This is a genomic window from uncultured Nocardioides sp. (genome assembly GCF_947488025.1).
Classification (GTDB): Bacteria; Actinomycetota; Actinomycetes; order Propionibacteriales; family Nocardioidaceae; genus Nocardioides.
Genome location: NZ_CANKYS010000002.1, coordinates 342,148 through 356,636, shown reverse-complemented (window position 1 = coordinate 356,636; position 14,489 = coordinate 342,148). Strand labels below are relative to the sequence as shown.

Below are 14,489 nucleotides of genomic sequence, written 5' to 3'. Positions count from 1 at the left end.
GGTGTTTGTCGCGGCCCACCCGATGGCGGCTATCGTGGTCCTCGGACAACTACACAAGGAGGTCGCAACCCGATGAGCACCCCCCACCAGGACGCCACCCGGGACCGCATCGAGGCGGAGCTGGTCGACCCCTTGCGAGCGATGGCGCTCGACGTCGAGGCCGTCGAGGTGACGCCCGCCGGCAAGCGCCGGGTGCTGCGCGTCGCCGTCGACAAGGACGGCGGAGTGACCCTCGACGACGTCGCCGAAGCGACGCGCGAGGTCTCCCGGGTCCTCGACGAGTCCGACGTGATGGGCGAGATGCCCTACACGCTCGAGGTGACCTCGCGCGGCGTCGACCGTCCCCTCACCCTGCCGCGCCACTGGCGGCGCAACGAGGACCGCCTCGTCAAGGCCACGCTCGCCGACGGGTCCAGCCTGACCGGCCGCATCCTGTCCTCCACGGAGGACTCGGTGACCCTCGAGGTCTCCGGCACGAAGCGCGAGGTCGCCTACGCCGACGTGGCCAAGGCGCTCGTGCAGATCGAGTTCAACCGCAAGACCGGCAAGACCGACAAGCACGACGAGCACGACGAGAAGGACGACTGATGGACATCGACCTGAGCATCCTGCGCATGCTGGAGCGGGAGAAGGAGATCTCCTTCGAGGTGCTGGCCGAGGCCATCGAGCAGGCCCTGCTCACCGCCTACCAGCGCGCGACCGAGTCCTCGCACCCCGCGCGGGTCGAGCTGGACCGCAAGACCGGTCACGTCACCGTCTGGGCGCGCGAGCTCGACGAGGACGGCACGGCCGGGCCGGAGTACGACGACACCCCCCAGGGGTTCGGCCGCATCGCGGCGACGACCGCCAAGCAGGTCATGCTCCAGCGGCTGCGCGACGCCGAGGACGAGAAGACGTTCGGCGAGTTCTCCGGCAAGGAGGGCGACATCATCTCGGGCACCATCCAGCAGGGGCGCAACCCCGACGACGTCATGGTCGACCTGGGCAAGCTCGAGGCCATCCTGCCGATCAGCGAGCGCGTGCCGGGGGAGAAGTACGTCCACGGCGAGCGCATCAAGTGCCTGGTGACGTCGGTCCGCAAGGGGATGCGCGGCCCCCAGATCACCCTGTCCCGGTCCCACCCGACGCTGGTCAAGCGGCTCTTCGCCCTCGAGGTCCCCGAGATCGCCGACGGCACCGTCGAGGTCGCCGCCATCGCCCGCGAGGCCGGTCACCGCACCAAGATCGCCGTGCACTCCACCGTCCCCGGGGTCAACGCCAAGGGCGCCTGCATCGGTCCGATGGGCCAGCGCGTGCGCAACGTGATGAGCGAGCTGCACGGCGAGAAGATCGACATCGTCGATTGGGCCGAGGACCCGGCGGAGCTGGTGGCGCACGCCCTCTCGCCGGCCCGCGTGACTGCCGTGGAGATCGTCGACCTGGCCGCGCGCTCGTGCCGCGTCGTCGTACCCGACTTCCAGCTCTCCCTCGCCATCGGCAAGGAGGGGCAGAACGCCCGCCTCGCCGCCCGCCTCACCGGCTGGCGCATCGACATCCGCTCCGACGAGGCTCCCGCCCCCGATGAAGCGACCAACGACGAGTGAGGAACGAGCTCGGCGTGTGGGGTCGACCAGGTTGAGCAAGCGACGCGACTGAGGCACGAAGTCGCACGAGCGCGTCGAAACCAGGCCACGTGCGCCCAGTTCGTAAACCACTGGCCGCACCGGCTAGAGTGGATGCCAGTGGCCACCACGTCTGACACCTCTGCGCCCGGACCCGTCCGGACCTGTGTGGGTTGTCGGGCGAAGGCCGCTGCGAGCGAGCTGCTCCGCGTGGTCGCAGGCTCGGACGTCGAGGGCAGACCTGCCCTGGTGCCCGATCCGGACCGCCGGGCACCAGGCCGTGGGGCGCACGTGCACCCCACGTCCGAGTGTTGGCAGCTCGCGGTGCGACGCCGAGCGTTTCCCCGGGCCCTCCGCTCGGGTGAGGGGCTCAGCACGGCGCCGGTGGCCGACCACCTCGCCGAGATCCACCAGTCCGATTCACCGCAGCACCGACCAGAAACTGGAGCACACAGCTCATGAGCACTCGATGAGTAACTCGTAATGAGTGTGCACACCCACTAGCTGCTCCGTTTCCCCTCCACCTTCTGGGGTCACGGACCAGAAGGAGTAGTAAACAACCGTGGCAAAGACCCGAGTCCACGAACTCGCCAAGGAGTTCGGAGTCGAGAGCAAGTTCGTTCTCGAGAAGCTCAAGGAGATGGGGGAGTTCGTCAAGTCGGCATCGTCGACTGTCGAGCCGCCCGTCGAGATGCGCTTCAAGAAGCAGTACGGCGACGAGCTGAAGGCCGCAGCGGCCTCCGCGCCCGCCGAGACCGCGGCGCCGGCCGACAAGCCGGCCGCCAAGAAGGCCGCGCCCAAGCCCGGCCCCAAGCCCGCACCGGCACCCGCCGCGACCGAGGCCCCGGAAGCGCCTGAGGCCCCTGCGGCCCCGGCTGCCGCCGAGGCACCGGCCGAGGCACCCGCCGCCGAGACCGCGGCTCCCGCGGAGCCGGCAGCACCCGCTGCCAGGCCCGGCCCCAAGCCCGGTCCGAAGGCGCCTGCCGCCGAGCCCAAGGCTCCGCCGGCCGAGCCCGAGGCACCCGCTGCCCCGGCCGCGAAGGCCCCGAGCCCGGCGCCCCGCCCGGTCGGTCGCCCCGGCGCACCGCGCCCGGGCAACAACCCGTTCGCCCCGAGCCAGGGCATGGGCCAGCGCCCTGCCCCGCGCACCGGTGGCGACGACAACCGCCCGCCGCGTCCCCCGGGCGCTGGCGGCGGCAGCGAGGGACGTCCCGGCATGCCGCGTCCGAACCCGGCGATGATGCCCAAGTCCCCGGCCGCGTTCGGCAACGGTCCGGGCGGACGTCCGGCCCGTGGTGGCCCCGGTGGCGGCCCCGGTCGTCCGGGTGCCCCCGCTCGTGGCGGTGCCCCGGGTCGTCCCGGTGGCGGTGGCCCCGGTGGCGCCCCCGGTCGTCCCGGCGGCTTCGGCCCGTCCGGTGGCGGTCGTCCCGGTGGCGGTCGTCCCGGCCAGCGTGGCCAGACCCAGGGTGCCTTCGGTCGCCCCGGTGGTCCGTCGCGTCGTGGTCGCAAGTCGAAGCGGGCACGTCGCCAGGAGTTCGAGGCCATGGACGCCCCGACCCTGGGTGGCGTGCGCGTCCGCAAGGGCAACGGCGAGACCGTGCGGCTGCCGCGCGGCGCGTCGCTGACCGACTTCGCCGAGAAGATCAACGTCGACGCGGCCGCCCTGGTCCAGATGCTGTTCTCGCTCGGCGAGATGGTCACCTCGACCCAGTCGGTCGGTGACGAGACGTTCGAGCTGCTCGCCGAGGAGCTCAACTACGTCGTCCAGATCGTCTCCCCGGAGGACGAGGACCGCGAGCTGCTCGAGACGTTCGACCTCGAGTTCGGCGCCGACGAGGGCGACGAGGCCGACCTGGTCGTCCGTCCGCCGGTCGTCACGGTCATGGGTCACGTCGACCACGGAAAGACCAAGCTCCTCGACGCGCTGCGTGACGCCAACGTCGTCGACAAGGAGGCCGGTGGCATCACCCAGCACATCGGTGCCTACCAGGTCCACACCGAGGTCGACGGCGACGACCGTCGCATCACCCTCATCGACACCCCGGGTCACGAGGCGTTCACCGCCATGCGTGCTCGTGGTGCCCAGGCCACCGACATCGCGATCCTGGTCGTCGCGGCCGACGACGGCGTCATGCCGCAGACGGTCGAGGCGCTCAACCACGCCAAGGCGGCCAACGTGCCGATCGTGGTGGCGGTCAACAAGATCGACAAGCCGGAGGCCGACTCGACGAAGGTCCGCGGCCAGCTCACCGAGTACGGCCTGATCCCCGAGGAGTACGGCGGCGACGCGATGTTCGTCGACGTCTCGGCCAAGGCCGGGCTCAACCTGGACAAGCTGCTCGAGGCCGTCGTCCTGACCGCCGACGCGTCGCTCGACCTGCGCGCCAACCCCGACCAGGACGCCCAGGGCCTCGTGGTCGAGGCACACCTCGACCGCGGTCGCGGTCCGGTCGCCACGGTGCTCGTCCAGCGCGGAACCCTCCGCGTCGGCGACTCGATCGTGGCCGGTCCGGCCCACGGTCGCGTGCGTGCCATGCTCGACGAGCACGGCCAGGAGATCACCGAGGCCGACCCGTCGCGGCCGGCGATGGTGCTGGGCCTCTCGGCGGTGCCGGGTGCGGGCCAGAACTTCATCGTCGTCGACGACGACCGCATGGCCCGCCAGATCGCCGAGAAGCGCGAGGCGCGCGAGCGGGCGGCCATGCAGGCCAAGCGTCGCGTGCGCCGCAGCCTCGAGGACTTCATGGCCTCCATGGAGAAGGGCGAGAGCCAGGAGCTCAACCTCATCCTCAAGGGCGACGTGTCCGGTTCGGTCGAGGCGCTCGAGGACGCGCTGTCGCAGATCGACGTGGGCGACGAGGTCTCCCTCCGCGTGATCGACCGCGGTGTCGGTGCGATCACCGAGACCAACGTCGACCTCGCGGCCGCCTCCGACGCCATCATCATCGGCTTCAACGTCCGCCCGCAGGGCAAGGCGAGCCAGATGGCCGACAAGGAAGGTGTCGAGATCCGCTACTACTCGGTCATCTACCAGGCGATCGAGGAGATCGAGGCGGCCCTCAAGGGCATGCTCAAGCCCATCTACGAGGAGTCGACCCTCGGTCAGGCGGAGATCCGCGAGATCTTCCGCTCGTCCAAGGCCGGCAACATCGCGGGCTGCATGGTCACCTCCGGCCTCATCCGCCGCAACGCCAAGGTGCGGGTCCTGCGCGACGGAGCGGTGGTGGCCGACAACCTCGACCTGTCGTCGCTGCGCCGCGAGAAGGACGACGCGTCCGAGGTCCGCGAGGGCTTCGAGTGCGGTCTGGTGCTCCGGAACTTCCAGGACATCAAGATCGGCGACATCGTCGAGGCGTTCGAGATGCGCGAGATCGCGCGCACCTGATCACCGAGCGGGCACTTCGTGCCCGTCCGCGTCACCGACCGGGCGCTTCGTTCCCCTTCACCGGGAACGGAGCGCCCGGTCACCGTCTGTGACGGGCATGAAGCGCCCGGTCACGAGTAGGAGAGACTAGGTTCATGACCAACCCACGCGTGCGCAAGATCGCCGACCGGATCCGGGTGATCGTCGCCGAGATGCTCGAGCGCCGGATCAAGGACCCCCGCCTCGGCTTCGTCACCGTCACCGACGTCCGCGTGACCGGCGACTCCCAGCAGGCCTCGATCTTCTACACAGTGCTCGGCACCGAGGAGGAGCTGGCCAGCACCGCCGCCGCCCTCGAGTCGGCCAAGGGCGTGATCCGCTCCGAGGTCGCCAAGCAGCTCGGCATGCGGATCGTGCCGTCGCTGACCTTCATCCCCGACGCCCTCCCCGAGAACGCCCGCGCGCTCGACGAGGTGCTCGAGCGCGCCCGCCAGCTGGACGAGGAGGTCGCGGCCCGCCGCGTCGAGGCCTACGCCGGAGAGCCCGACCCCTACAAGAAGCCGCGCGTGGTCGAGGACGACCTCGACGACGACGAGCAGGTCGCGCTCGACGACGGCTCCGACCTCGGTTTCGACGAGGATGACCGCGCCTGATGGTCGACCCCGGTCTCGTCGTCGTCGACAAGGCCCCCGGCATGACCTCGCACGACGTCGTGGCCCGGGTCCGCCGGCTCGCCGGCACCCGCAAGGTCGGCCACGCCGGCACGCTCGACCCGATGGCCACGGGCGTCCTGGTGCTCGGTGTCGACCGCGCCACCCGGCTGCTCGGCCACCTCATGCTGACGGAGAAGGCGTACGACGCGACGATCCGCCTCGGCGTCTCGACGACGACCGACGACGCGGAGGGTGAGGTCACGGCGACCCACGCGGTCGACGGCGTGCGGGAGGACGTCGTACGCGACGAGCTGGCGCGGTTCGTCGGACACATCGAGCAGGTGCCGACTGCCGTCTCCGCCATCAAGGTCGACGGCAAGCGGGCCTACGCGCGGGTGCGCGACGGCGAGCAGGTCGAGCTCAAGCCGCGCCCGGTCACCATCCACGAGCTGGTGGTGCACGAGGTGGCGCTCCCCGAGGTCCGCATCTCGGTGCGGTGCTCGTCGGGCACCTATATCCGCGCGATCGCCCGTGACCTCGGGGCGGCGCTCGGGGTGGGCGGGCACCTGACCGCGCTGCGGCGCACCGCAGTCGGCCCCTTCGACCTCTCGGTCGCCCGCACCCTCGACCAGCTGGCCGACGACTTCTCGATGCTGCCGATCGCCGACGCCGCCCGGGCGAGCTTCGCCTCGGTCGACCTCGACGACGAGCAGGCCGGCCACGTGCGCGTCGGCCGCGGTCTCGACGTCGTCCTCCCCGGCGAGGGGCCCCACGCGGTCTTCGCGCCGGACGGCGAGTTCCTCGCGCTCTACGAGCAGCGCGGCGAGCAGGCCCGCCCGGTCGCCGTCTTCGTCTGAGCCCGCCAGTAGGCTTCGCGGGTGCAGATCTGGCGAGACGTCGACGACGTGCCGGCCGACCTCGGCCGCACCGTGGTGAGCATCGGCAACTTCGACGGCGTGCACCTCGGTCACGCCCACGTGCTGCGCGAGGCGCGCACCAGCGCCGCGCGGCTGGGCATCGACACGGTGGTGGCGGTGACCTTTGACCCCCACCCGATGGCGGTGCTGCGTCCCGAGCACGCCCCGCCCACGCTGACCTCGATCCACACCCGGGCCCGGCTGCTCGAGGACGCTGGCGTCGACGCGATCCTGGTGGTCGGCTTCGACCGCGAGGTCGCGTCGTGGTCGCCGCAGGAGTTCATCGACCGGATCCTCGTCGACGCGCTGCACGCCGGCGCGGTCGTGGTCGGCTCCAACTTCCGCTTCGGCAACAAGGCGGCCGGCGAGGTCGCCACGCTGGTCGAGGCAGGGGCCTCGCGCGACTTCGAGACCGTCGGCGTGGCGCTCGACGGCGGGCCCCAGGTGTGGAGCTCGACCTACGTACGCCAGTGCCTGGCCACCGGTGACGTCGCCGGCGCCGCCGAGGCGCTGGGCCGCCCGTTCACCGTCCGCGGCACCGTGGTCGAGGGGGACAAGCGCGGCCGCGAGATGGGCTACCCGACGGCCAATGTCCCAATCCCGCCGGTCGACGCCGCCCCGGCCGACGGCGTCTACGCCGGCCGGCTGACCCGCCTCGACACGGGGGAGACCTATCCCGCCGCGATCTCCGTCGGCACCAACCCGACCTTCGACGGCGAGCGCGACCGTCGCGTGGAGTCCTACGTCCTCGACCGCGACGACCTCGAGCTCTACGGCGTCGAGGTGGAGGTGGCGTTCGTCGACCGGCTGCGCGGCATGGTGAAGTTCGAGGGCATGGAGGCGCTCGTCGAGACCATGCACGACGACGTACGCCGGGCGCGGGACCTGCTCACGTGACGAAGGACCGGACCGCCGTCGAGGCGTGGTTCCTGGCCCACGGCCTGCCCTACTTCGTCGCCGAGGAGCGTGCCGCGGCTCGGGCCGGGCTGCGACCCCGCCGCCTGGTGTCGCTCGCCCTGGTCCTCGCGCTGCTCGCCGCGGGCGTCGCCGCCGTGGCGTGGGCCACCGGGACGTCGTACGCCGCCGGGCCGGCGGTGTGGATGTCGGTCGCCGGTCTCGCCCTGCTCTGGTACGCCGCGACCGCGCTGCACGCCGGGCCCATCCTGGGCTTCGCGCTGTCCCGCACCCTCGGTAGCGTGCGCTTCCTGGTGCCGATGGCCTCGCGCGCGCTCCCGCTGCTGCTCGTCTTCGTGACGTTCCTCTTCGTCAACGCCGAGGCCTGGCAGATGACCACCAACCTGCCCTTCGGGCTGCTGTGGGTCACCGTGCTGCTGATGTTCGGCCTGGCGGTGCTGTTCCTGCTCGTGCGGCTGCCCGAGGAGGTCGACCGCGTGGACGACGAGGTCGACGACGACTTCATCGTGCGCGCGTGCGCCGGCACGCCGCTGGAGCAAGCCAGTCGCGAGGTCGCGGCGGACCCGCGGATCGACCCGCAGGAGCACGCCCAGGTCTCGGGCTTCGAGCGGTGGAACCTGATCCTCGTGCTGCTGGTCATCCAGTCCGTCCAGGTGCTGCTGCTCGCGGTGACCGTCTTCGTGTTCTTCATGCTGTTCGGGTCGCTGGTGATGGAGACCGAGACCCAGCTCGCGTGGACCGGGGCCAAGTCGGTCGGGGAGGCGCCCTTCCTGTCCCACGTGTCGCTCTCGCTGGTGAAGGTGTCGCTGTTCCTGGCCTCGTTCAGCGGCTTCTACTTCACCGTCTCGGCCGTCACCGACGACACCTACCGGCGCCAGTTCTTCTCCGTCGTGGAGAGCCAGCTCGAGCGGGCCGTCGGGATGCGCGCGGTCTACCTGGCGACGCGCGAGCGCGCCTGACGTACGACCCGCACGCGCACGTGGGCGGTGCGTGAGACAGCATCCCGGCGGGCCGGAACATGTCCCACGCACCGCCCACGCGGTGCTCTGACGGGCCTCAGCTCACGCGTCGAGGTCCTGCTCGACCAGGGCGGCGATGGTGTCGACGGCGGCCTGGTCGTCGCCGGCGACCTCGACCGTGTCGCCGTTGCCGGCGCCGAGGGTCATGATCATCAGCGAGGAGCTGGCGTCCACGCCGTTGATCGTCACCTCCGAGCCGAGCTCGGCGGCCTTCTCGGCGATGAGCGCGGCGGGACGGGCGTGGAGGCCGACGGCGGAACCGACGACGACTGACTTGCTGGGCATGGTTCTCCTTGGGTGGGTTGGTCGGGCTGCTGCGGACGGGTGGAGGGGTCAGACGGTCGCGACGTCGGCGTCGCTGGAGCCCATCGACTTGAGGGCGATGACGGCGATGGCACCGACGATGACACCGGCGACCAGGGCGATCAGGTAGCCCAGGACGTTCTCGACGGCGAACAGCACGAAGATCCCTCCGTGCGGTGCGCGCACCCCGACCTCCATCGCCATCGACAGCCCGCCCGTGACGGCGCTGCCCGCCATGATGCCCGGGATGACGCGCAGCGGGTCGGCCGCGGCGAAGGGGATGGCGCCCTCGGTGATGAACGACAGACCCAGGAGCCAGCCGGCCTTGCCGTTCTCGCGCTCGGGGACGTTGAACAGTCCGGGGCGTACGACGGTGGCCAGGGCGAGGGCGATCGGCGGGACCATGCCGGCCAGCATGACCGCGGCCATGATCTGGAGCTCGGGTGCGTCGCTGGCCAGCGACGCACCGCCGACACCGACGGCGGCGAAGGTGTAGGCGACCTTGTTGAGCGGACCGCCCATGTCGAAGGCCATCATCAGGCCCAGGACCACCCCGAGCAGGATCGCGCTGCTTCCCGACATCGAGTTGAGCCCCTCGGTGAGCTGCTCCATGAGCCAGGAGATCGGCCTGCCGAGCACGATGAGCATCGCCAGGCCGGCCAGCACCGATGCGAACAGCGGGATCACCAGGACGGGCATCAGGCCGCGGGCCCAGGTCGGCACCTTCCAGCTCGCGATCCAGTGCGCCGCGATGCCGGCCAGGGTGCCACCGATCATCGCGCCGATGAACCCGGTGGCCGGGTAGGCGACACCGTCGGAGGTCTGCACGTTGAAGAGGTTGGCGGACAGCCCGCCCAGGACGAAGCCCGGCGCGATGCCGGGGCGGTCGGCGATGGCGTAGGCGATGTAGCCCGCCAACGCGGGGAGGAACAGCGCGAAGGCCGTCTTGCCGATGATGAAGAAGAGCGCGCCCAGGTAGGCCATCAGCCCGGAGTTGAACAGCGCGTGCTCGAGTCCGAGCTCCTCGGGGTCAGGGAGGTTGAAGATCCCGTAGTTCACCGCGATGTCGCCGTAGGGGCCGACGATCTCGTAGCCGCCGAGCAGAAAGCTGAGCGCGATGAGCAGACCGCCCGCGGCCACGAAGGGGATCATGTAGGACACGCCGGTCATCAGGACCCGCCGGACGCGACCACCCCATGACTCCGCGGCCCCGTCGCCGCCCCCGTCGCCGCCCGAGGCCTCGCCCTCCACGCGAGGCGCGCTCGCGGGATCGGCGGCGTAGCGCAGGGCCTCCGCGATCATCGCGTCGGCGTCGTCGATCGGGCGCTTCACGCTCGAGCTCACCATCGGCTTGCCGGCGAACCGGCCGCGGTCGCGGACGCCGACGTCGACGGCGAAGATCACCGCGCCCGCGCGCGCGATCGTGTCGTGCGGCAGCGGCTTCGCACCCACGGAGCCCTGGGTCTCGACCTGGAGGTCGACCCCGGCTCGCTCGGCCGCGGCCTCGAGCGCCTCGGCTGCCATGTAGGTGTGGGCGATGCCGGTCGGGCAGGCGGTGACCGCGACGAGGGACGTCGCTGCGGCCGGAGCTGCGGTGGCCGTCGCGGCAGGAGCAGCGGTGCTCGGGGCCTCGCCGGGCGCGGTGGTCTCCCCGCCGCCCGGAACGGCCGCGCCGGAGGGCGCGCCCGACGCCGGGGCGGCTGCCTTCGCCGCCGGTGCCGGCTCGCCCAGCTCGTGGGCGACGACATCGACGACCTCCTCGATCGACTCCGCCGATCGCAGTGCGTCGGTGAAGGCGGGCTTGACCAGTGCACGGGCCAGCTTGGTGAGGATGGTGAGGTGGTCGGCGTCGCCCCCGGCGGGTGCGGCGATCAGGAACGCCAGGTCGGCGGGGCCGTCCTTGGCGCCGAAGTCGACGGGCGGGTCGAGCCGGGCGAAGGCGAGCGTCGGGACCTCGACCCCCTCGGTCCGGCAGTGGGGGATCGCGATGCCACCGGGCAGCCCGGTCGCCGAGGTGGACTCGCGCGCGAACGCGTCCTCCACGAGCTGGTCCTTGTCGGTGGCCCGGCCGGCGTCGTCGACGACGCCGGCAAGGGCGCGGATGACGTCGTGCTTGTCCGGGCCCCAGTCCGCGCCGAGGCGGACGAGGTCGGTGGTGATCAGTGCGGTCATGCTGTGCCTCCCAGTGAGGGGGTCAGGGCGGTGACGCCGACCAGCTCCGTGCGGAGCTGGGACGGCTGGGGGATGGTGGTGCCGGGGAGACCTGCGGCGGCGCTGCCGTAGGCGACGGCCAGTGCCAGGCGCTCCGGGGCAGGGAGGCCCCGGATGTCGCCGAGCAGGTAGCCGAAGAGGCTGGAGTCGCCCGCACCGACGGTGCTCACGACTGTGGTGGGGGGCGGGGTCGCGTGCCAGGCGCCCTCGGGCGTCACGAGCACGGCACCGTTGCCGCCGAGGGTGGCCAGCACGGCGCCCACGCCGCGCTCGATGAGCTGGCGGGCGGCCGCCGCCGTCGCCCGGGGGTCGGACTCCAGCTCGTCGGCGTCGCCGCCGGTGAAGGAGGCGAGCTCCTCGCCGTTGGGCTTCATCAGGTCGGGAGCCGAGTGCGGCAGGGCGTCGACGAGCGCCTGGAGCGGGGCGTCGCTGGTGTCGACGGCCACGCGACCGCCCACCTCGCGCAGTCGTCGTACGAGCTCGGCGTAGAAGCCGGCCGGGGCCCCTGCGGGCAGGGAGCCGGCGAGGACCGTCCAGTCGGCGCTGGAGGCACGGACCAGCACGGCCTGGGCCATCAGCTCGAGGTGGAGGGGGAGCACCTCGGCACCGGGGGAGTTGAGCTTGGTGGTGGTGCCGTCGGGCTCGGTGATGGTGAGGTTGACGCGGACGTCGCCGGCCGGGCGCACCGGCCGGCAGTCGATGCCCGCGCCGAGCAGCTCGATGACGAAGGCGTCGTCCTTGGCGGCGGGTACGACGGCGATGCTGGGGATGTCGGCGCTGACGGCCGCGCGGGAGATGTTGACGCCCTTGCCGCCCGCCTGCGAGGTCACCGACGCCACCCGGTGCACCTGGCCGCGGGACAGCTCGCCGTCGAGGGCGACCGTGCGGTCGATGCTGGGGTTGGGGGTCAGGGTCAGGATCATGCGACCACCACCTCGATCCCGGCGCCCTCGAGGGCGCGTCGGTCGGCCGGCTCCACGTCGCTGTCGGTGACCAGCACGTCGAGGCTGTCGAGTGTCGCGAAGCGCACGGCCGTCTCCACGCCGATCTTGGTGGAGTCGGCGAGCACCACCGTCTTGCGGGCGCAGGCGATCATCGCGCGCTTGCTGGCCGCCTCGTCGCTGTCGGGGGTGGTGAGTCCGTGCCCGACGGTGAGGCCGTTGGTGGCGACGAAGGCGACGTCGGCCCGCAGGTCCGCCAGGGCGGCGACCGTCTCCGCGCCGACCGCGGCGTGGGTGGTGGGTCGGACCTTGCCAGGCAGCAGGTGGAGCTCGATCTGCGGCAGGCCGGCCAGGCGGGTGGCGACGGGCACGGCGTGCGTGATGACGACGAGCCGGTGGTCGCGGGGGAGCGCGGCGGCGAAGCGCGCGGTGGTGGTGCCCGCGTCGATCACGACGACCGAGTCCGGCGGTGGCAGCAGGGCGACGGCGGCATTGGCGATGGCCTCCTTGGCCTGCGTGTTGGACTGGTCGCGCTCCCCGATGCCTGATTCGATGACGGTGAGCGAACCGGCGGGCACCGCGCCACCGTGGACGCGGCGGACCAGCCCCATCCGGTCCAGCGTGGACAGGTCGCGGCGCACGGTCTCGGTGGTGACCTCGAACTGCTCGGACAGCTGGACCACCGACAGCCGGCCGCGCCGACTGATCAGGTGGGCCATCGCCTGCTGGCGCTCTTCCGCGTACATCGGATCGGTCCTCCTCCACGGGCGTCGCCGGGTGATCTGTGTATGTGTTGTTTTAGTCCCGAATGTGTTGCTTGTCAACCACGCGATGTCTTACGGTGTGTCCATGACCACATCCGCGCAGTCGCCCGCGAACACCCTCAGCGGGACCCCGGTGGTGCCGGGCGTCGCCGCCGGCCCGGTCCTCCACGTGCACGGCGAGGTGTCGCCGGACGCGATCGCGCGCTTCGGCGACGGCGACTTCCCCGACGCCGACGCCGCGCTGGCGGCGTACGACGACGCGGTGGCCGTCGTCGCGGAGACCTTCTCCAGCAAGGCAGCGTCCGCACAGGGTGCTGCGGCCGAGGTGCTCACCGCGAGCGCCGGCCTGGCGAAGGACAAGGGCCTGCGCTCCGGCGTCGCGAAGAACCTGCAGGCCGGGCAGGGGCCCGTCGCCGCGGTTCAGGGTGCCGTCGAGCAGTTCGTCACCATCTTCACCAACATGGGCGGCCTGATGGCCGAGCGGGTCACCGACCTGCGCGACATCGAGCGGCGCGTGGTCGCCCACCTCGTGGGCGAGCCGGCCCCCGGCGTCCCCACCCCGAGCGAGCCGTCGATCCTGGTCGCCGAGGACCTCGCGCCCAGTGACACCTCCGGTCTCGACCCCGAGCTGGTCACCGCCCTGGTCACCGAGCGCGGCGGCGCCACCAGCCACACCGCCATCATCGCCCGCCAGCTCGGCATCCCGTGCGTCGTCGGCGCGGCCGGTGTCATGGAGCTGCCGGCCGGCACGTTCGTCGTCGTCGACGGCGAGGCCGGCACCATCGAGCAGGGCACCGATCCGGATGCTGCACGCTCGCGCGTCGAGGAGAGCCGCCGCGTGCGCGAGGAGCTCGCCAGCTGGAGCGGGCCCGCCGCGACCTCCGACGGGATGCCGGTGAAGCTGCTCGCCAACGTCGCCGACGGTGCTTCCGCCGCCTCCGCGGGTGGCGAGCCCGTGCAGGGCGTGGGCCTGTTCCGCACCGAGCTGTGCTTCCTCAACCGCAAGGACGAGCCGAGCGTCGAGGAGCAGGCCGACATCTACGCCGAGGTCCTCTCTCCCTACTCCGACGGCCGCTACGTCGTCGTCCGCACCCTCGACGCGGGATCGGACAAGCCGATCGCCTTCGCGACGCAGGAGGGCGAGGAGAACCCCGCCCTGGGTGTGCGCGGCCTGCGGCTCAGCTTCGGCAACCCGGCCCTGATGGACCGCCAGCTCGACGGCATCGCCGCCGCGGCCGAGCGCACCGGCACCGAGACCTGGGTGATGGCGCCGATGGTCGCCACCGTCGCCGAGGCGGCGGACTTCGCCGCCAAGGTCCGCGAGCGCGGGTTGAAGGCCGGGGTGATGGTCGAGATCCCGAGCGCGGCGCTGCTCGCGCACCGGATGCTCGAGGTGGTGGACTTCCTGTCCATCGGCACCAACGACCTCACCCAGTACGCCATGGCCGCCGACCGCATGGCCACCGACCTCGCGCACCTCACCGACCCCTGGCAGCCGGCCGTGCTCCAGCTGATCGCGATCACCGCCCACGCCGGCACCGAGGCCGGCAAGCCCGTCGGTGTCTGCGGCGAGGCGGCCGCCGACCCGCTGCTCGCCACGGCGCTCATCGGGATGGGGATCTCCTCGCTCTCGATGGCCGCCCGCGCCGTACGCCCTGTCGGCGCCCAGCTCGGCAAGGTCAGCTTCGAGACCTGCGAGGCCGCGGCCGAGGCCGCCCTCGGCGCACCCGACCCGATGGCCGCCCGCGCCGCGGTCCGCGAGCTGCTCGGGCACTGAGACCCGGGCCCAGATCCACCGTCC

13 protein-coding genes are annotated in these 14,489 nt (G+C 72.0%); 9 read left to right on the top strand and 4 right to left on the bottom strand.

Translation table 11 applies throughout. The annotated features are described in order from the left end of the window. Positions 1-72: 72 nt before the first annotated feature. The 8 genes from rimP (at position 73) to Q1B24_RS05080 (ending at position 8,409) form a co-directional block, all read left to right on the top strand. Positions 73-588 carry a ribosome maturation factor RimP gene (gene rimP, locus Q1B24_RS05115; protein WP_299924169.1) on the top strand — a complete coding sequence of 172 codons (516 nt, stop codon included), beginning with the start codon at positions 73-75 and terminating at the stop codon, positions 586-588. Continuing rightward, on the top strand, positions 588-1,583 hold the full coding sequence (gene nusA, locus Q1B24_RS05110; RefSeq protein WP_299924166.1) for a transcription termination factor NusA: 996 nt from the start codon (positions 588-590) through the stop codon (positions 1,581-1,583). The genes rimP and nusA overlap by 1 nt, the downstream gene beginning before the upstream one ends. A gap of 132 nt (positions 1,584-1,715) precedes the next feature. Continuing rightward, the gene (locus Q1B24_RS05105; protein WP_299924163.1) at positions 1,716-2,063 is read left to right on the top strand and encodes a YlxR family protein; all 348 of its coding nucleotides are present in this window, start codon (positions 1,716-1,718) and stop codon (positions 2,061-2,063) included. Between the two features lie 100 nt (positions 2,064-2,163). Continuing rightward, complete coding sequence (gene infB, locus Q1B24_RS05100; protein ID WP_299924160.1) at positions 2,164-4,986, top strand: translation initiation factor IF-2; 2,823 nt, start codon at positions 2,164-2,166, stop codon at positions 4,984-4,986. A 134-nt stretch (positions 4,987-5,120) separates the two neighbouring features. Further along, on the top strand, positions 5,121-5,618 hold the full coding sequence (gene rbfA / locus Q1B24_RS05095; protein ID WP_299924158.1) for a 30S ribosome-binding factor RbfA: 498 nt from the start codon (positions 5,121-5,123) through the stop codon (positions 5,616-5,618). Continuing rightward, positions 5,618-6,475: a tRNA pseudouridine(55) synthase TruB gene (gene truB / locus Q1B24_RS05090; protein WP_299924155.1), complete on the top strand. Its 858-nt coding sequence runs from the start codon at positions 5,618-5,620 to the stop codon at positions 6,473-6,475. Before rbfA ends, truB begins: the two co-directional genes overlap by 1 nt. A 21-nt stretch (positions 6,476-6,496) precedes the next feature. Beyond that, complete coding sequence (locus Q1B24_RS05085) at positions 6,497-7,432, top strand: bifunctional riboflavin kinase/FAD synthetase (protein WP_299924152.1); 936 nt, start codon at positions 6,497-6,499, stop codon at positions 7,430-7,432. After that, positions 7,429-8,409: a hypothetical protein gene (locus Q1B24_RS05080; protein ID WP_299924149.1), complete on the top strand. Its 981-nt coding sequence runs from the start codon at positions 7,429-7,431 to the stop codon at positions 8,407-8,409. Before Q1B24_RS05085 ends, Q1B24_RS05080 begins: the two co-directional genes overlap by 4 nt. Positions 8,410-8,511: 102 nt before the next feature. Here Q1B24_RS05080 and Q1B24_RS05075 read toward each other — a convergent pair whose 3' ends face one another. The 4 genes from Q1B24_RS05075 to Q1B24_RS05060 are packed head-to-tail and all read right to left on the bottom strand — an operon-like array spanning position 8,512 to position 12,670. Then, positions 8,512-8,754, bottom strand: a complete 243-nt coding sequence (locus Q1B24_RS05075; RefSeq protein WP_299924146.1) for an HPr family phosphocarrier protein — start codon at positions 8,752-8,754, stop codon at positions 8,512-8,514. Between the two features lie 48 nt (positions 8,755-8,802). Beyond that, positions 8,803-10,944: a fructose-specific PTS transporter subunit EIIC gene (locus tag Q1B24_RS05070; RefSeq protein WP_299924144.1), complete on the bottom strand. Its 2,142-nt coding sequence runs from the start codon at positions 10,942-10,944 to the stop codon at positions 8,803-8,805. After that, entirely contained in the window at positions 10,941-11,906 is a 966-nt protein-coding gene (locus Q1B24_RS05065) for a 1-phosphofructokinase family hexose kinase (protein WP_299924142.1), read from the bottom strand. The genes Q1B24_RS05070 and Q1B24_RS05065 overlap by 4 nt, the downstream gene beginning before the upstream one ends. Beyond that, complete coding sequence (locus Q1B24_RS05060; protein WP_299924139.1) at positions 11,903-12,670, bottom strand: DeoR/GlpR family DNA-binding transcription regulator; 768 nt, start codon at positions 12,668-12,670, stop codon at positions 11,903-11,905. Before Q1B24_RS05060 ends, Q1B24_RS05065 begins: the two co-directional genes overlap by 4 nt. 103 nt (positions 12,671-12,773) lie before the next feature. Here Q1B24_RS05060 and ptsP point away from each other — a divergent pair, with 103 nt between their 5' ends. After that, entirely contained in the window at positions 12,774-14,465 is a 1,692-nt protein-coding gene (gene ptsP, locus Q1B24_RS05055; protein WP_299924137.1) for a phosphoenolpyruvate--protein phosphotransferase, read from the top strand. The last annotated feature ends 24 nt before the right edge of the window (positions 14,466-14,489 follow it).